Annotated in this window: 18 protein-coding genes; 6 read left to right on the top strand and 12 right to left on the bottom strand. The window is 67.1% G+C overall.

The window, feature by feature from the left end; translation table 11 throughout:
- Positions 1-67: 67 nt before the first annotated feature.
- Entirely contained in the window at positions 68-661 is a 594-nt protein-coding gene (locus AC1D1S_RS00395) for a hypothetical protein (RefSeq protein ID WP_028277630.1), read from the bottom strand.
- Between the two features lie 59 nt (positions 662-720).
- The gene (locus AC1D1S_RS00390) at positions 721-2064 is read right to left on the bottom strand and encodes an MATE family efflux transporter (protein ID WP_476993476.1); all 1344 of its coding nucleotides are present in this window, start codon (positions 2062-2064) and stop codon (positions 721-723) included.
- A gap of 149 nt (positions 2065-2213) precedes the next feature.
- On the opposite strand from AC1D1S_RS00390, the gene AC1D1S_RS00385 reads away from it, so the two are divergent.
- Complete coding sequence (locus tag AC1D1S_RS00385; RefSeq protein ID WP_028277632.1) at positions 2214-2648, top strand: DoxX family protein; 435 nt, start codon at positions 2214-2216, stop codon at positions 2646-2648.
- A gap of 157 nt (positions 2649-2805) precedes the next feature.
- Entirely contained in the window at positions 2806-3780 is a 975-nt protein-coding gene (locus tag AC1D1S_RS00380) for an acyl-CoA thioesterase (RefSeq protein ID WP_476993475.1), read from the top strand.
- Between the two features lie 12 nt (positions 3781-3792).
- On the opposite strand, the gene dnaB is transcribed toward AC1D1S_RS00380, so the two are convergent.
- A complete protein-coding gene (dnaB, locus tag AC1D1S_RS00375) occupies positions 3793-5178 on the bottom strand; it encodes a replicative DNA helicase (protein ID WP_476993474.1) in 1386 nt (461 codons plus the stop codon).
- A 696-nt stretch (positions 5179-5874) separates the two neighbouring features.
- Here dnaB and AC1D1S_RS00370 point away from each other — a divergent pair.
- Both AC1D1S_RS00370 and AC1D1S_RS00365 read left to right on the top strand, forming a co-directional pair.
- A complete protein-coding gene (locus tag AC1D1S_RS00370) occupies positions 5875-6321 on the top strand; it encodes a hypothetical protein (protein ID WP_476993473.1) in 447 nt (148 codons plus the stop codon).
- Between the two features lie 3 nt (positions 6322-6324).
- Positions 6325-6897, top strand: a complete 573-nt coding sequence (locus AC1D1S_RS00365; RefSeq protein WP_243178116.1) for a hypothetical protein — start codon at positions 6325-6327, stop codon at positions 6895-6897.
- 57 nt (positions 6898-6954) lie between these two features.
- On the opposite strand, the gene AC1D1S_RS00360 is transcribed toward AC1D1S_RS00365, so the two are convergent.
- Positions 6955-7389, bottom strand: coding sequence for a TFIIB-type zinc ribbon-containing protein (locus AC1D1S_RS00360; protein ID WP_243178117.1), 435 nt, complete (start codon positions 7387-7389; stop codon positions 6955-6957).
- A 74-nt stretch (positions 7390-7463) separates the two neighbouring features.
- Positions 7464-8090 (bottom strand): FMN reductase, encoded by a 627-nt coding sequence (locus AC1D1S_RS00355; protein ID WP_476993472.1) that lies wholly within the window; start codon positions 8088-8090, stop codon positions 7464-7466.
- 140 nt (positions 8091-8230) lie between these two features.
- On the opposite strand from AC1D1S_RS00355, the gene AC1D1S_RS00350 reads away from it, so the two are divergent.
- A complete protein-coding gene (locus AC1D1S_RS00350) occupies positions 8231-8653 on the top strand; it encodes a DUF1801 domain-containing protein (protein ID WP_243178119.1) in 423 nt (140 codons plus the stop codon).
- 154 nt (positions 8654-8807) lie between these two features.
- Here AC1D1S_RS00350 and rplI read toward each other — a convergent pair whose 3' ends face one another.
- The 4 genes from rplI to rpsF form a co-directional block, all read right to left on the bottom strand.
- Complete coding sequence (gene rplI, locus AC1D1S_RS00345) at positions 8808-9260, bottom strand: 50S ribosomal protein L9 (RefSeq protein WP_018775331.1); 453 nt, start codon at positions 9258-9260, stop codon at positions 8808-8810.
- 17 nt (positions 9261-9277) lie between these two features.
- Positions 9278-9517: a 30S ribosomal protein S18 gene (gene rpsR, locus AC1D1S_RS00340; RefSeq protein ID WP_003800144.1), complete on the bottom strand. Its 240-nt coding sequence runs from the start codon at positions 9515-9517 to the stop codon at positions 9278-9280.
- Positions 9518-9642: 125 nt separating this feature from the next.
- Positions 9643-10218 carry a single-stranded DNA-binding protein gene (locus AC1D1S_RS00335; RefSeq protein ID WP_018775330.1) on the bottom strand — a complete coding sequence of 192 codons (576 nt, stop codon included), beginning with the start codon at positions 10216-10218 and terminating at the stop codon, positions 9643-9645.
- Positions 10219-10273: 55 nt separating this feature from the next.
- Positions 10274-10579 carry a 30S ribosomal protein S6 gene (rpsF, locus tag AC1D1S_RS00330; RefSeq protein WP_026266755.1) on the bottom strand — a complete coding sequence of 102 codons (306 nt, stop codon included), beginning with the start codon at positions 10577-10579 and terminating at the stop codon, positions 10274-10276.
- 271 nt (positions 10580-10850) lie between these two features.
- On the opposite strand from rpsF, the gene AC1D1S_RS00325 reads away from it, so the two are divergent.
- Positions 10851-11534 carry a DUF1345 domain-containing protein gene (locus AC1D1S_RS00325; RefSeq protein WP_476870321.1) on the top strand — a complete coding sequence of 228 codons (684 nt, stop codon included), beginning with the start codon at positions 10851-10853 and terminating at the stop codon, positions 11532-11534.
- Between the two features lie 13 nt (positions 11535-11547).
- Here the strand turns inward: AC1D1S_RS00325 and AC1D1S_RS00320 are convergent, their stop codons facing one another.
- From AC1D1S_RS00320 to AC1D1S_RS00310, 3 genes are all read right to left on the bottom strand, one after another.
- On the bottom strand, positions 11548-12861 hold the full coding sequence (locus AC1D1S_RS00320) for a M18 family aminopeptidase (RefSeq protein WP_476993471.1): 1314 nt from the start codon (positions 12859-12861) through the stop codon (positions 11548-11550).
- A gap of 53 nt (positions 12862-12914) precedes the next feature.
- The gene (locus AC1D1S_RS00315; RefSeq protein ID WP_476993470.1) at positions 12915-13820 is read right to left on the bottom strand and encodes an intradiol ring-cleavage dioxygenase; all 906 of its coding nucleotides are present in this window, start codon (positions 13818-13820) and stop codon (positions 12915-12917) included.
- A 238-nt stretch (positions 13821-14058) separates the two neighbouring features.
- Positions 14059-15519 (bottom strand): amino acid permease, encoded by a 1461-nt coding sequence (locus tag AC1D1S_RS00310; RefSeq protein ID WP_243178124.1) that lies wholly within the window; start codon positions 15517-15519, stop codon positions 14059-14061.
- Positions 15520-15666 lie beyond the last annotated feature (147 nt).

Below are 15666 nucleotides of genomic sequence, written 5' to 3'. Positions count from 1 at the left end.
AGCCCGCGCAAATAGCGTGGCTGTCTTGTTACCGCAATTGTTCTACGCCGGGTAGAACCTGTCGGTACTAGTTTACGGCCTCCGCGGAATCGCCCGGAGCATCATGGCGCAGGGTCAGTCCGGACAGCATCCACAGGACTCCGCTGATGATGGCCCCGCCGCCGGCAACGCCGAGGAGGGCGTGCGGGCCGAGGCCGATGAAGAACGGCAGCGCGATCGCAGTGCCCAGTCCGATCACGCCGGAGGCGATCCAGTCACGGGCCAGCACGGACCGGCCGCGGCCACGAATGCCCGCGAACAGCTCCGCGGCGCCGGCCACGCCCAGGCCCAGGGCCGCGATGGTTCCGAAGACGAGCGGGGCGGGGATCAGGGCCACGGCCGCGCCGGCTCCGGCCAGGGCTGCCCCGCCGGCGGAGAGGACCCTGCCAGCGCCTTCCCGCGGGGGGAATCCGGTCTTGGGCACGGTCCAGATCATCACCACACCGGTGGCCAGCAGGTAGAGGCCGCCGGCCCAGCCCATGCCCGATTCTGGCGGCGCCGCCCAGAACACGGTGACCGCGCCAAACACGAGCGCGACGGCCGCCCTGACAAGCACGGGCTTGAAGAGGTCGGCCGCGGCGCGGATGGCAGGGGTCGCGTCAGGCGCTGCGGGAAGAGTCACCCGTCCAGTTTAGTGCGAAGCCGCCGCTTCGCACGTCTGCCGGCGGCGCCTGCCCGCACTCACCGCGCGCCGAGCACCATCCACCGGTCCGTCCGGGCCCGGAGGCCCAGCGTCAGCGCCCGCGCCGCCATGTAGCCGAGTGAGAACGCGGCCCACAGCCAGAGCAATCCGGCGCCGGAATACAGCACGGCCAGCAGCAGCGGCAGGTAGGCAGCGAGGTTGACGACGCCGGCGATCGCCAGGTAGCGGGCGTCGCCCGCGCCGATGAGGACGCCGTCGAGGACGAAGACGTACCCGGCCAGCGGCTGCCCGGCGGCGAGCACCCACAGGGCGAGGGTCAGTGCCGCCCGGACTTCGGCGTCGGGCGTGAAGAGGGCGCCCGCCCACGGTGCCGCGGTGGCGAGAAGGATTCCGGTCAGGACGCCGAAGCCGACCCCCCACCGGGTCATGGTGCGCGTCAGCGCGCGTGCCGCCACCGGCCGGGCCGCGCCGAGTTCCTTGCCGATCAAGGCCTGGGCCGCGATCGCGAGGGCGTCGAGGGCGAAAGCGAAGAACGTGAAGATGGTCATGGCCAGCTGATGCGCGGCGAGATTGACCGGCCCCTGGGCGGTGACCACCACCACCGTGGCGAGAATCGCGATCCGCAGGCTGAGCGTGCGCAGCATCAGCCAGGAACCCACCCCGGTCAGGGCCCGGATGCCACGCAAGTCCGGCCGCAGGGACACCCCGTTGTTGCGGGCATTGCGCCGGACGATCAGCACATAGACGGCCGCCATGGCCCACTGCGCAATGCTCGTGCCCACGGCCGAGCCGGTCACGGACCAGCCCAACCCGTAGACGAGGACAAGGTTCAGCGCGATGTTCAACGTGAAACCCGCGGCGGCGACGATCAGCGGGGTCCGGGTGTCCTGGAGTCCGCGCAGCACCCCGGTGCCCGCGAAGATGAGCAGCATCGCCACGAGGCCGGGCATGGACCCGCGCAGGTAGTCCACGGCAAAGGCATGCACCTCGCCATCGGCGCCCATCAGGTCCAGGAGCGGCCCCGCGGCCAGGAACCCGGCGACCGCGAGGACGAGCCCGAGCAGCAGCGCCAACCAGATGCCGTCACGCCCGGCGGCGAGGGCTTTGGCCAGCTGGCCGTTGCCGATGGCCCGCGCCACTGCCGGGGTGGTGGAGTACGCGAGGAACACCATCAGTCCGACTGCCGTGTGCAGGACCGCCGATGCCAGCCCGACGCCGGCCAGTTCGGCTACGCCGAGATGGCCCACAATGGCCGAATCCGCGAGCAGGAACAGCGGCTCGGCGATCAGGGCGCCGAAGGCCGGCACTGCCAGGCGCAGGATTTCCCGGCGCTGCCCGGTAGTCGGCGGCGGGGCGGTGGACAGCGGCGGGGAAGGTTGCACGCGTTAACCCTAGCCGGGCCACTGAATCGACCCCGCGCGTCATTTAGTTGACATTTCAACTAAATATCCGGGAGACTGGGACTTGAACGCAACCGAAGCCGCGGCGGCTGAGAGCCGCGACGCCCCCTACTTACGAAACGGTATTTCCCATGAACCAGCCCGCCCTGACCACCTCCGCCCGAACCATCCTGCGCGTCATCGCCGGCTTCCTTTTCGCCGCCCACGGCTGGCAGAAGTTCAACGAATTCACGATCGCGGGCACCCAGGCCGCCTTCACCCAGATGGGTGTTCCGGCAGCCCAGGCGGTGGCTCCCGTCGTCGCGACCCTCGAGCTCGTCGGCGGTGTCGCGCTGATCCTGGGCGTGCTCACCCGCGTGTTTGCGGTCCTTCTCGCACTGGACATGCTCGGCGCCCTGTTCATGGTCCACGCCTCCGCCGGCGTCTTCGTCGCAACCGGCGGCTATGAACTCGTCCTGATCCTGGCGGCCGCCGCCGCAGCCGTGGCCCTCGTCGGTGCGGGCAAGTTCTCCGCCGACCGCGCCCTCTTCGGCCGCGCCGACTCGAAGCTCCGCGTCCTGGCCTAAGGCATCCACGGCCTGGAGCGCGCGACGGCGGGCGGTCACCTTTTGGTGGCCGCCCGCCGTCGTGTGTCTCCAGGGTCATGGCCTGGTTATGGCGTGCCGGACAGCCATTGTGTCGCCGGCCGGCGGCGCCTGCCGGGCCAATCAGTAAACTCACATTATGAGCGAGAATGCGCCCAATTCCGTGACCCTGCGCTTCCTGGCGGCCCCCACCGATGTCGGCCACAGCGGCTCGGTCGACGCCGGCACCGTGCTCGAGTGGGTGGACAAGGCGGCCTATGCCGCCGCCGTCGGCTGGGCAAAGTCCTACTGCGTGACGGCCTACGTGGGGAACATCCACTTCGCGGACCCGGTCAACAGCGGCGACATGGTGGAGGTCGAGGCCACGATCGTGTACACCGGGCGGTCCTCGATGCATATCCGCACCGTGGTGTCCTCGGGCGATCCGAAGGGCGGGCCCGCCACCATGCGCAGCCAGTGCATCGTGATCTTCGTCGCCGTGGGCGCGGACGGCAAGCCCATACCGGTGCCGCAGTTCGTCCCTGAGACGCCGGATGAAATCGAACAGCGGGACCACGCGCTGGCCCGGATCAAGGTCCGCGAGGACATCGTGGAGGCCATGAGCGGACAGGAATATACCGACGCCGGCACGGCCGAGCGCGTGGTGCTGCGGTTCATGGCCGCGCCCACGGACGTGAACTGGGGCGGCAAGGTGCACGGCGGCATCGTCATGAAGTGGATCGACGAGGCTGCGTACGTCTGCGCCTCCCGCTACTGCGGCAAGGACACCGTGGCCGTATTCTCCGGCGGTGTGCGGTTCTACCGGCCGCTGCTGATCGGCCACGTCGTAGAGGTGGAGGCCCGGCTGGTCTACACCGGCACCAAGGGCATGCACATCGCCGTCCACGTCCGGTCCGGAGACCCCAAGGGGCGAGAGCTGAACCTGACCACATACTGCCTGACGGTCATGGTCGCCCGCGACGAGACCGGCACCTCGGTCCCGATCCCGCAGTGGGTGCCGGTGTCAGCGGAAGATATCCGGCTCCRCGCCCACGCCCGCGAACTGCTGGAAATCCGCGGCCGGGCCCCGGGGAACCGGCTGCCCAACCACCTGCTCGCGGCCGGCGACCGCTAGGGCCGGGCGGGGCTAGAAGCCGCCGCCACCGCCGGCGTCGGCGGCCATGTTGGCAAACCGCGAGTAGTGGCCCTGGAAGGCCACCACAATGTCTTTTGTGGGGCCGTTACGGTGCTTGGCGATCAGGATGTCCGCCTCGCCGGCGCGCGGGGACTCCTTGTCATAGACGTCTTCGCGGTGCAGCAGGATCACCATGTCGGCATCCTGCTCGATGGAGCCGGATTCGCGCAGGTCCGAGACCATGGGGCGTTTGTCCTGGCGCTGCTCGGAGCCACGGTTCAGCTGCGACAGCGCAATCACCGGCACCTGGAGTTCTTTGGCCAGGAGCTTCAGGGCACGAGAGAACTCGGAGACTTCCTGCTGGCGGGATTCCACTTTCTTGCCCGAGCTCATGAGCTGCAGGTAGTCCAGGATCACCAGTTTGAGGTCATGCTGCTGCTTCAGGCGCCGGCACTTGGCCCGGATCTCCATCAGCGACATGTTGGGGCTGTCATCGATGAACAGCGGCGCATCGTTCATCCGGCCCATGGTGGTGGCAATCTTGGACCACTGCTCGTCCTTGATGGTGCCCTTGCGGAGGTCCTGGAGGCCGATCGTGGCCTCGGCGGACAGCAGGCGCATGGCGATCTCGTTGCGGCCCATTTCGAGGGAAAACATGACGGTCGCGAGGTTGTTCTTGATGGCGGCCGAGCGGGCGAAGTCCAGAGCGAACGTGGACTTGCCGACGGCCGGGCGGGCGGCGATGACGATCATCTGGCCGGGATGCAGGCCGTGGGTGAGTTCATCGAGCTCGTAGAAGCCGGTGGGGACACCCACCATGCCCTCGCCGCGGTGGCCGGAGGCCTCGATCTCGTCCACGGTGGATTCCATGACGTCCTTGAGGACCACATAGTCCTCGGCGGTCCGGCGTTCGGCGACGGCGTAGACCTCGGCCTGGGCCTGGTTGACCAGGTCTTCTACCTCGCCGTCCTGTCCGTAGCCGAGCTGAACGATCTTGGTGCCGGCGTTGACCAGGCGGCGCAGCACCGCGCGTTCGCCCACGATTTCAGCGTAGTAACCGGCGTTGGCCGCCGTGGGGACGGTCTGGATGAGTTCGTGCAGGTAGGCGGGTCCGCCGATCCTGTTGATTTCGCCGCGCTTGGTCAGCTCGTCCGAGACGGTGACGGCGTCCGCGGGCTCGCCGCGGCCATAGAGGTCGATGACGGCCTCGTAGATGGTTTCGTGCGCCGGACGGTAGAAGTCCTGGCCACGCAGGATCTCGACGACGTCGGCGATGGCGTCCTTGGACAGCATCATGCCGCCCAGGACTGACTGCTCCGCGGGGATGTCCTGCGGAGGCTTGCGGCTGCCCTCGGCTCCCCGCGTACCCTCGACTGAGTCCAGATGCGTAACTGACAAAACTGCCGTCCTTCATTGTGTGCCGCGGCGGATGTCCGTTCGCCGCGGCGCGTAAGCACTGCGCCTTATGCCCAATGCCCTCGTACCAGTGCCTTAAGGCCAAGCGCCGAACTGCTGTGATGCGGGCTGCAAAACCCGGCACATGCCGGCCGCTCTATTCTTACCAGTCAGCTCCGACAGTTCGCGCCGGCCCAGCGACCGCCGTTATCCACAGTGCTGGTGCGGCCGCAGGGCACCGGATCCCGGAGTCGGTGTCCTGGCGGGCACCATCCGGCGACCGCAGGTTTTCCGCTTCCCTCGCCCGATATCCTGCTACGTTATCCGCCGCCGGGGCAGGCACCAACCCGGCCGCCCCGCTGCCCTGTGGATAACCTGTGCACTAGTGCCTGATGCTTGTGCACACTCTGTGGGTAGAGCTGTGGATAGAAAAAATGTTAAGCCTGTAATCAGCGCTTGACCTGCGGAAATGTTGCATTCATCTTGTGGACACAAAACAATTTCCGCCAAGCTTCATCCACAGCCTGCACCTTGGGGCTGGGGATACGATGCGGCACAGGAGGCCACATTTGCAGCCCGATACGCGCATTTTGTGACCGGATTCATTCCCGCCGAGCCGAATTGACGCCAGCAGCGGCGCACTGTACGCAAGGTGCGGAACATGCTGTGGATAACCGCAATCTGGCATAAGCTCTAATCATGGGCGATGTACTGATAGTCATGTTGCCTGCCCTTATCCTCGCGACGGTGCTCTGGGCGGCGGTCACGGCGTTGAAGCCGCGGAACCACGGCATCTCAGAGGCCGAGCGCTACCAGCAGGAACTGGCGCTCAAGTCCCAGGCCCACTACGCGGCGCAGGTCCGGGCTGCCGAGGCCTCCCGCGCCCGGATTGAAGCGACCACGCGCCCCAGCCAGAACTCCCAGCAGCAGTCGCAGCAGGCCGACCACGCCCGCTCCGCCCTGTTGGGCCGGGACAGCTCCGGCCACCAGGATGCGTTGTCCGCCATTGGACACCTGAACCCACAGCTACTCTTGCAGCTCCAGTCACTGGCCCACGACGGCCACAGGACGAAGGCCGTCCGGCTGCTGCGGCAATCGACCCGCTCGGACCTGAAGACCGCAAAGAATTACGTAGATCGGCTCTAGCACATGGACTCCCTGCTCATTCCCGTACTGATCCTGGTGCTCGTGGCCGCCGCCGTACTGCTGGCGGTACGGGCGTGGAGCCGCCGCGGCGAACGCACCAGGCCGGTACCAGCGCCGCAGCCGGACCCCAACTCCGCGGAGCTGGCCCGGACGGCGGCCGCCAGGCTCACCGAGGAGCAGCACCGGCAGCTCTACGCGCTGATCGCGCAGGGGCAGGCCATGGCCGCCATCAAGGTCTACCTCGAGGCCACAGGCGAGGGCCTCCGGGCGTCCCGCGACGCCGTCGCGGCGCTGGCAGCCCACCCCCAGCCCTTCCGCGCCCCTGAGCCGGCGCCGGCGGCCATTCCGGACGACGACGACGTGCCGCAGCGGTTCTCGTACCGTTACCGCGCGATCGCCAGCAAGGGCGATGTCACCCGCGAGGTGAGCAGCAACATGCTCAATGATGAGATCTACGGGAGGATCCGCACCCTGGCCAAGAGCGGCGACACCGAGGCCGCAGCGACCGCCCTGACCCGCCACTCGGATATTTCCATGAAACAGGCCCGGGAATTCATCGCACTGCTCGGCGACTGAACCCCGCTGGCCCACGCCCGCTCCGGGGCCACCCGCACGGCCGGCGACCCGGCAGGGCTAGAAGTCGAACAAGTCCCCCAGCCAGCCTTCCTTCTTCTTCGGACGGCGGCGGTCATCGTACCGCGGCTGCTCATACCTCGACTGGTCGGGACGCGGACGGTCGCGGCGGTCATCGTACCGGCGCTCGTCATAGCGGCGGTCATCCGGACGCCGGTCGTCCCGGCGCGGGTCGAGGTTGTACAGCGGCGGCGGAATATGGCCAGCCGCCGCAGGTGAAAACTCAGCAGGTGGAAACGCAGGTGGGACCGCTGCCGGCGGGACTGGTGCGGCGGGGACGCCGGCTTTCGGGCCCAACGACTCCGCCGCACGGTCGATGATCTTGTCCAGCTCTCCCCGGTCCAGCCACACCCCGCGGCATTGGGGGCAATAGTCGATCTCCACGCCGCTGCGTTCACTCATGATCAGGTCAATAGAATCCACGGGACACTTCATGTCCCGGACAACGAGCGGGCGGCCGAAAAGGTTCGGACGGCTCTGCGGGCCCGGAAGCCCGGCGCCGGGCAGACCTACCGCTGGGCAGCGATCCCGGCCAGCAGCTGCTCAAACGGCAGGGACTCCAGCGCGGCCGGCTTCTGCTGCGGCCCTGAGTCCTGCAGCAGGGCGACAAACTCCCCCGCTGCCCTGTCCACACGCACCGACAGCGGCGAGCCGCCGTCGTCGTTGTTTCCCCAGTCCTGCGGCCCGGCGAAAACCGCGGTGGCGGCGATCCGGGTGCGCAGGTAGGTGAACAGCGGCCGCATCGCGAAGTCCAGCACCATCTGGTGCCGGTCCGTGCCGGCGGTGGCCCCGATCAGCACGGCGTTGCCTTCGAGCGCCTTGGGATCGAGCACGTCGATGAAGGACTTGAAAAGCCCGCTGTAGGACGCGCTGAACACGGGGCTGACGGCGATCAGGCCATCAGAGGCCTCGACGCCGGCGATTACTTCGGCGAGCCGCGGAGCCGCATACCCGGTGACAAAGTTGTTGGCGATGTCCACGGCGAGGTCCCGCAACTCCAAGACCTMGATGTCCACGGCGTAGCCGGCCGCGGCAAGCTGCCGCTCGACCGAGGCCGCCAGCTGGTCCGCGAGCAGGCGGCTTGAGGAGGGGACGCCGAGTCCGGCGGAGATAACGGTGATACGGCGGGTTTCCACGGAGTGCTCCTAAGTTGAATCCTGGTCAGCAACGCGACTACATGCGTTTGCATCTACCTCTAGAAGCTCCGGGCAAGGGGATTTATTCCCGGCCACCCTCCCCGCCTGACAGGAATCCCGCGCTCTGCAAGACTGCCCTCATGGCTGAAAACATAACGCAGGCAACCGGCGCGTCGGTTCAGGAGTTCCTGGCCGCCGTCGAGCATCCGGTCCGGCGCGCCGACGGATTCCGCCTGCTGGCGCTGATGTCCGAAATAACGGGCGAACCGGCGCAAATGTGGGGTCCGACGATTGTGGGCTTCGGCCGCTACCACTACAAATACGCGAGCGGCAGGGAGGGAGATGCCGCGGAGGTCGGCTTCTCGCCCAGGAACTCCAGCCTGTCGCTCTACGGCCTGACCTATGGGCCGGAGGCCGCCGAACTCCTCGGCCGGCTGGGCAGGCACAAGCTCGGCACCGGCTGCCTGTACGTCAACAAGCTCGACGACGTCGACGAGGCCGTGCTCACCGAACTGGTCCGGCTCGGCTACTGGCATGTCACCACGGCGCTGCGCCACGACTAAGGGGATCCGCCCCGCCAAAGCAACGCGGGGTCACCTGCGGCCCATGACGCCGTCCAACATGGACCGGGTTAAAGCGGAAGGCCCCCGCCTTCGGTCCTCAGAGAGGTCCGGAGGCGGGGGCCTTCCAGCAGTTCAGGACTGCAGCCGGTGAGGGCTACTTGCCTGCGACTACGTCGAGTTCGATCACAGCGGAAACGTCGTCGTGCAGACGGACGTTTGCCTGGTAGGAACCGGTCGACTTGATGTGTGCCGGCAGTTCAACCTTGCGCTTGTCGATGCGGCCCAGGCCTGCGGCCTCAACAGCGTCGGCCACGTCGCCCTGCTTGACGGTGCCGAACAGGCGTCCGGTTGCGCCAGCCTTGACGACCAGCTTAACCGGCTTGGCGGAGAGTGCAGCAGCCTGCTTCTGAGCATCTTCCAGGGAAGCGTGCTCGCGGGCAACGCGGGCAGCCTTGATGGACTCAACCTGCTTCTCGCCACCCTTGGACCAGGTCAGGGCGAAGTTGCGGGGCAGCAGGTAGTTACGTGCGTAACCGTCCTTGACCTCGACAACGTCGCCAGCAGCACCGAGACCGGTTACTTCGTGGGTCAGAATGAGCTTTGCCATTTTAGTTAATCCCTTCCTTAGCCGCGGCCAGCGCCGGAGTAAGGCAGCAGAGCAACTTCGCGGGCGTTCTTGATTGCCTGGGCGATCTTGCGCTGTTCCTGCACCGTGACGCCAGTGACGCGACGGGCGCGGATCTTTCCGCGGTCGGAGATGAACTTGCGCAGCAATGCTACGTCCTTGTAGTCGATGACAGTGATGTCAGCGGCCTTCAAGGGGTTGGACTTTGGTTTGGGCTTACGGAGTTCAGCCTTAGCCATCGTGGAGCTCCTATTCGATGGAGCCCGTGGATATTGATCCACGGGATGGTGGTGATCCGGCGCAGTTTGCACCAGGCCGCCTTGCGGCGGCCAGTCGGTTTTCGTTGCCGGACCTTAGATGTTGTTTAGAAGGGAGGTTCGGAATCCGGGCCGTTGCCCCAGCCGCCGCCCGCATTGCTGACCCCGGGCGTGGCCCACGGGTCTTCCTGCGCGGCGGGCTGGTTGCCGCCCCAGGTCCCACCGGTGTTGCCGCCCTGGTTTGCACCCTGGCCGCCACCGAATCCACCGCCGCTGTTGCCGCCGCCGAAGCCACCCTGACCACCCTGACCGCCGGAGCGCTGGGTGCGGTTGACCTTGGCGTTGGCGTAGCGCAGGCTCGGGCCGATTTCGTCGACCTCAAGCTCGATAACGGTGCGCTTCTCGCCTTCTTTTGTTTCGTAGGAACGGCTCTTCAAGCGGCCGGAGACGATAACGCGCATGCCCTTTGTCAGGGACTCGGCGACGTTTTCGGCTGCTTCGCGCCAGACCGACGCGCGGAGGAACAGGGTTTCCCCGTCCTTCCACTCATTGGACTGCCGGTCGAAGGTGCGGGGAGTAGAAGCGATGGTGAAATTCGCTACGGCCGAACCGGACGGTGTGAACCTGAGTTCGGGGTCATTGGTGAGGTTACCGATAACCGTGATAGTGGTTTCGCCTGCCATCTACTGCCTCCTTGTGCGTTCCTGCGGGGATAAAGATTGAAGGTTGGCTGCTGAATTACTCAGCAACAACTTTCTGCTCTTCGGGGCGGGTGATCTTGGTGCGCATGATGGTCTCGTTGAGACTCAGCTGGCGGTCAAGTTCCTTGGCGGTAGCCGGCTCGGCGGTGAAGTTCACCACGGCGTAGATACCTTCGGACTTCTTCTGGATTTCGTAAGCCAGGCGACGACGGCCCCAGATGTCAACCTTTTCGATGGTTCCACCATCGTTGGTGATGACGTTCAGGAACTTCTGAAGCGACGGCTCAACGGCACGCTCTTCGACCTCGGGGTCGATGATTACCATCAATTCGTAAGGACGCATATGTGAACCCACCTCCTTTGGGCTAAGCGGTTACGGCATTTCCGTAACAGGAGGTTCATTTGCGGTGTCATGCAATGCCCGGCCGCCGGAACGGAGGCAGGGCGCAGCACAGACTTCAATAGCTTAGTGCATGCGGGCCGGAATCCGCGATTCCGTGCCTCCACCGTACGGCCCCGCGGCCTGGCCGGGAAGAGCGCCGGCGGGCATGTGGATAACCGCCACACGGCCAGCGGTCAGTCGGGGGGCGCATCGGCTGTGCCATGATCTGAAAATGCACACCAACCCCTCGTCAGCCGTGCCGCCGCCGCTCCGCCGCAGCCGTCTCCGCTTCGCCGCCATGGTGCTGTTGGGGCTGCTCGCCGCCGGGGCGGCAGGAATGTCAGGGCACTGGGTGCAGGCTCCCACGATTGGCTGGTGCGCCGCCGCCTTGACCTACGTCGTCTGGGTCTGGCTGGTTATCGGCCGCCTCGACCCTGCGGACACCCGGTTGCACGCCACAACGGAAGACCCGGCCCGGAGCACGACGGACCTGCTTATCCTGGCCGCCAACGCCGCCAGCCTGGCGGCGGCGGGAGCGGTCATCGTGGATTCGCACAACAACACTGACACCCTCTCCAGGATTGCCGGCGGGCTGCTCGCGGTAGTCTCGGTGGCGCTGTCCTGGACCCTGGTCCAGACGCTGTTCACACTGCGGTACGCGGAGCTGTACTACGGCACGGGCACGAGGGCAGGCTCCCGGGTGGGCGGCATCGACTTCAACCAGAGCAGGCCGCCGCAGTACACAGATTTCGCCTACTTAGCCACAAGTCTGGGCATGACATACCAGGTATCGGACACCGCGCTGCAGAACCATGGCATCCGGGCCGAGGCCCTCAAGCACAGCCTGCTCTCGTACCTCTTTGGGACCATCATTCTGGCAACCACCATCAACCTCGTAGTCGGCGTCGCCGCGTAGGGCGCCGCAAGCGTCAGGCCGCCGTCCGGAAGAACGTCCGGGTCACCGCGGTCAGCCGGTGCGGGTCCTCGACGCCGCAGAGCTCGCGTGCCGAGTGCATCGACAGCAGGGCGACGCCGACGTCGACCGTCCGGATTCCCAGCCGGGTGGCGGTCAGCGGGCCGATCGTCGACCCGCACGGCATCACGTTGTTGGAGACGAATTCCTGGTAAGGAATACCGGCGTCGGTGCACAGCCGGGCCCAGAGGGCGGCGCCGGCGGCGTCGGTGGCATAGCGCTGGTTGGCATTGATCTTCAGCAGCGGGCCACCGTTGAGGACCGGCCGGTTGGCGGGATCGTGCCTCTCGGGATAGTTCGGGTGCACGGCGTGGCCGGCGTCCGCGGAGACGCAGAACGACGCCGCGAAGGCCTGCCGCCGTTGGCTTGCAGAGGCGCCGAGTCCGTCCGAGATCCGCACGAGGACATCTTCGAGGATGGGTCCGCACGCCCCGGAGCGGGACGCCGAGCCGATTTCCTCGTGGTCGAAGGCGGCCAACACGGCAATCGGCGCACCGTCCGGCACGGGCGTGCCGGCGTGCGCCACCAGCGCCGTGAGCCCGGCGTGCGTCGCGGAGAGGTTGTCGAGCCGGCCGGAGGCGAAGAATTCGCCCCTGGCGCCGAACACCGCCGGGGCCTGGGTGTCTGCGATGACGACGTCGTACCCGCCGATCTGCGCCGGATCCACCTCGGCATCGGCAACGCGGTCCGCGAGGAGTCCGAGCAGGTCCTCGCCGGCTGGGTCGCCCAGGCCAAAGACCGGATTCATGTGCTGCTGCTTGTCCAGGGCCAGGCCCTCATTGACGGCCCGGTCCAGGTGGATGGCGAGCTGCGGGAAGCGCAGCAGCGGGCCGGTGGCCGTGAGGTGCTGCGTGCCGTCGCGCATGACGAGCCGGCCGGCGAGCTGGAGTTCGCGGTCCAGCCAGGAGTTCAGGAGGGGTCCGCCATAGACCTCGACGCCGGCCTGCAGCCAGCCGAACTTGCCGGTGGTGGGCTTCGGCTTGAGTTTGAAAGAGGGCGAGTCCGTGTGCGCGCCAAGGATGTTGAAACCGGTGGTCGGTCCGGCGCCTGCCGGCACCACCCAGGCGATGAGGGCGCCGTCGCGGATCATGTAAAACTTGCCGGCGGCGGCCGCGGGCTCCGGCCAGGGCTGCAGTTCGTCCAGACCGGTGAAGCCCGCCGTGTCCAGCCGGCGCGCGGCCTCGTGGACGGCGTGGAAGCTCGACGGCGACGCGCTGACGTACGCGCCGAGGTCCTGGATGTGCTCTGCGGCAGTGCTCGGTGTGGGCATGGCTCCGAGTCTAGCCCGGCCCGCACGGGCCCCGGGGCCGGGCGACGCCGCGCCTAGACGGTGACGTTGAGACCGGCGGCGTAGCCCGCGGCCACCGAGCCGCTGATGGTGGCCAGCTGGTAGATGCCGCCGTCGTTGCCGAACACGTTGTCGGACTTCAGCGTGGTGCGGGGGAAGTTCTGCGCGCTGGATTCGTACCCGGCCGACGCGTAAACCTGCTTGCACGCGGCCTCGGTCAGCGCGATCTGTGACACCGCCAGGACCTGGCCGGCCGCCGTCGCATTGTTCATGGACTCGAACACTTCGAAGTGGATATGCGGCCAGCGGCCGTTGTAGGCGCCGGGGTAGATGGTCTTGAACGTCACCTGGCCGTTCGCGTCGGCCTCCTGGACGCCGCGGAGGTAGTTCTCGTTCTGAAGCCCGGAATCGTACATGGAGTATTTGCCCTCGCGGTCACAGTGCCAGGCGTACACCGCGGCACCGGCCAGCGGGGTGCAGCCGTTGGCGTTGTCGAGAAGGGTCAGCGTGACGGTCAGCGGTACGCCCTCGGCTGTGCTGGTGGAGGTCCCGAAGCTGGATGTGATGTCGTGACGGACCACGCCGGATGCCTCGAGGACGTTGGGTCCGTTGGAACCGTCACCGGGGTAGGGGCCGGCGGTTTCCTGCGGGATTTCGACCCCGCACTCGGCGATCGCCCGGGTCAGCGTCGGAGTGGCCGAGGCCGACGTCGCCGCGGCCGAGGGCGCAGGGGCTGTTGCCGCCGGGGTCCCGGCGGCCGACGTCGAACTGCCACTGGTGCCGCTGGTGCCGCCCGGGCTGCAGGCCGCAAGGGCTGCCGCCGTTCCCGCGCCGAGGAACATGCCCAGCGATCGGCGGCTGACGAGGGTGGAGAGATCGAATTCCAGGCCGCGGTCGTGGTTGGGGTGCGGCTCGTGCGGGGGCTGCGGCATTTTTGTCATGACCCCATCGAACCCGGCAGCGCTATGGGCTGGCTAGTCCCTTCCTGTGACGCGACTGTGCTCCGGCACGCAGGCACATGCCCTCCCCTCGGCCCGGGGACTGGGCATGTCCCCCCGGCACGCATGGATATGCCCTCCCCTCGCGCCGGGCAGTGGACATGATGGCGCTATGTCCAGTGGTGGGCGCAGGGGGAGGGCATGTCCGGCGGTGCGGGACCGCCGCGGGGGCTTTCCGGGGCTACGACACCGGGCGGGCGCCCACCGTGGCGTCTTCAGCGCCAGGCTCGGCGTCAACCGGGGTGGCGTCGGCAGGAGCCTCGCCGGCACCTGTTGCGGGAACAGCGGCCTTGGCACCGTTCCTGCGGTAGCGGATGACCCCGATCCCCACGACGACGGCGGCGAGAGCCAGCGAGAGCAGCAGCGATTCCCGTGTAGATTCCAGGATCACCATGCCGATCAGCAGGGCCACGATGCTCACGATCGACACCCAGGTCAGGTACGGGAAGAGCCACATTTTCAGCTGGAGGTCCTTGGCGGCGGCGCCCATGCGGCGGCGCAGGATCAGCTGGGAGGTCGCTATGACGAGCCACACGAACAGCGCGATGGCGCCGGAGGTGTTGACCAGGAACAGGAAGACCGTGTCCGGGGCGACGTAGTTCAGTCCGACGGTGACGAAGCCGACCACGGTGGAGGCCAGTACCGCGGCAGCGGGCACGCCGCGCTTGGAAATCCGCATCCACGACTTGGGGGCGTCGCCGCGGCGGGACAGCGAGAACAGCATGCGGCTGGCGGTGTAGAGCCCGGAGTTCAGGCAGGAGAGCACCGAGGTCAGGACCACAATGTCCATGATGGTTCCGGCGCCGGGGATGCCGAACAGCTCAATGACGGCGACGTAGGGGCTCTTGGCGACGGAAGCGGAGTTCCAGGGCAGCAGGGTGACCACAATGGCGATGGAGCCGATGTAGAACACGAGGATGCGCCAGACGGTGGACTTCACGGCCTTCTTGACCGCATCGACCGGGTTCTCGGATTCGCCGGCGGCGATGGTGGCAATTTCCGCGCCGAAGAACGAGAACACCACCACGAGGATGCCGGCCAGGACGGCGCCGGGGCCGTTGGGCATGAACCCGCCGTTGCCGATCAGGTTGTCCAGGCCGGGCGCCGGAACGCCGGGGATGAGGCCCAGGATGGCGGCGACGCCGAAGAGCAGGAAGAGCACGATTGCCGCGACCTTGATGGAAGCGAACCAGAACTCGAATTCGCCGAACGACTTAACGGACCCGAGGTTGGTCAGCGTCAGCAGCACCATCAGGGCAAGCGCCCACACCCACTGGTCAATGCCGGGGACCCAGCGGTGCATGATCGCTGCCCCAGCCGTTGCCTCGATGCCGAGGACAATGATCCAGAACCATGCGTAGAGCCAGCCGATGCTGAACCCGGCCCAGCGGCCCAGGGCCTTGTCCGCGTAGGTGGAAAATGAGCCGGTTTCCGGGTTGGCCGCGGCCATCTCGCCCAGCATCCGCATGACGAGGATGACGACGAGTCCCGCCGCGGCATAGGCAACCAGGATGCCGGGGCCGGCCTGCTGGATCGCCGCACCCGAACCGACAAACAGTCCGGCGCCGATCACGCCGGCGATGGCAATCATGGACAGATGCCTGGGTTTCAGGGATTTTGAAAGCTGCTGGTCAGCGGGCATGGAAGCGCCGTCCTTCGTGGGGGGGTTCAGGCCCGCTCGTTGCCGGCACGGAATCGAATCCATGCTGTGCGGCGGACCACAATGTCGTTTCACACTAGACCGCGCGGCGGACCGTCCGTCTTGTGCAGTCCCACAAATGACGGCGGG

This window comes from Arthrobacter sp. P1_A5 (assembly GCF_056406825.1).
Note: the sequence above shows the minus strand (reverse complement) of the source record. Positions and strands in the feature narration are given on the sequence as shown.

Coding starts and splice junctions, on each gene's coding strand:
- AC1D1S_RS00385 (WP_028277632.1), top strand. CDS start 2,214: ATGAACCAGCCCGCCCTGACCACCTCCGCCCGAACCATCCTGCGCGTC.
- AC1D1S_RS00370 (WP_476993473.1), top strand. CDS start 5,875: ATGGGCGATGTACTGATAGTCATGTTGCCTGCCCTTATCCTCGCGACG.
- AC1D1S_RS00365 (WP_243178116.1), top strand. CDS start 6,325: ATGGACTCCCTGCTCATTCCCGTACTGATCCTGGTGCTCGTGGCCGCC.
- AC1D1S_RS00360 (WP_243178117.1), bottom strand. CDS start 7,389: ATGAAGTGTCCCGTGGATTCTATTGACCTGATCATGAGTGAACGCAGC.
- AC1D1S_RS00350 (WP_243178119.1), top strand. CDS start 8,231: ATGGCTGAAAACATAACGCAGGCAACCGGCGCGTCGGTTCAGGAGTTC.
- rplI (WP_018775331.1), bottom strand. CDS start 9,260: ATGGCAAAGCTCATTCTGACCCACGAAGTAACCGGTCTCGGTGCTGCT.
- rpsR (WP_003800144.1), bottom strand. CDS start 9,517: ATGGCTAAGGCTGAACTCCGTAAGCCCAAACCAAAGTCCAACCCCTTG.
- AC1D1S_RS00335 (WP_018775330.1), bottom strand. CDS start 10,218: ATGGCAGGCGAAACCACTATCACGGTTATCGGTAACCTCACCAATGAC.
- rpsF (WP_026266755.1), bottom strand. CDS start 10,579: ATGCGTCCTTACGAATTGATGGTAATCATCGACCCCGAGGTCGAAGAG.
- AC1D1S_RS00325 (WP_476870321.1), top strand. CDS start 10,851: ATGCACACCAACCCCTCGTCAGCCGTGCCGCCGCCGCTCCGCCGCAGC.
- AC1D1S_RS00320 (WP_476993471.1), bottom strand. CDS start 12,861: ATGCCCACACCGAGCACTGCCGCAGAGCACATCCAGGACCTCGGCGCG.
- AC1D1S_RS00315 (WP_476993470.1), bottom strand. CDS start 13,820: ATGACAAAAATGCCGCAGCCCCCGCACGAGCCGCACCCCAACCACGAC.
- AC1D1S_RS00310 (WP_243178124.1), bottom strand. CDS start 15,519: ATGCCCGCTGACCAGCAGCTTTCAAAATCCCTGAAACCCAGGCATCTG.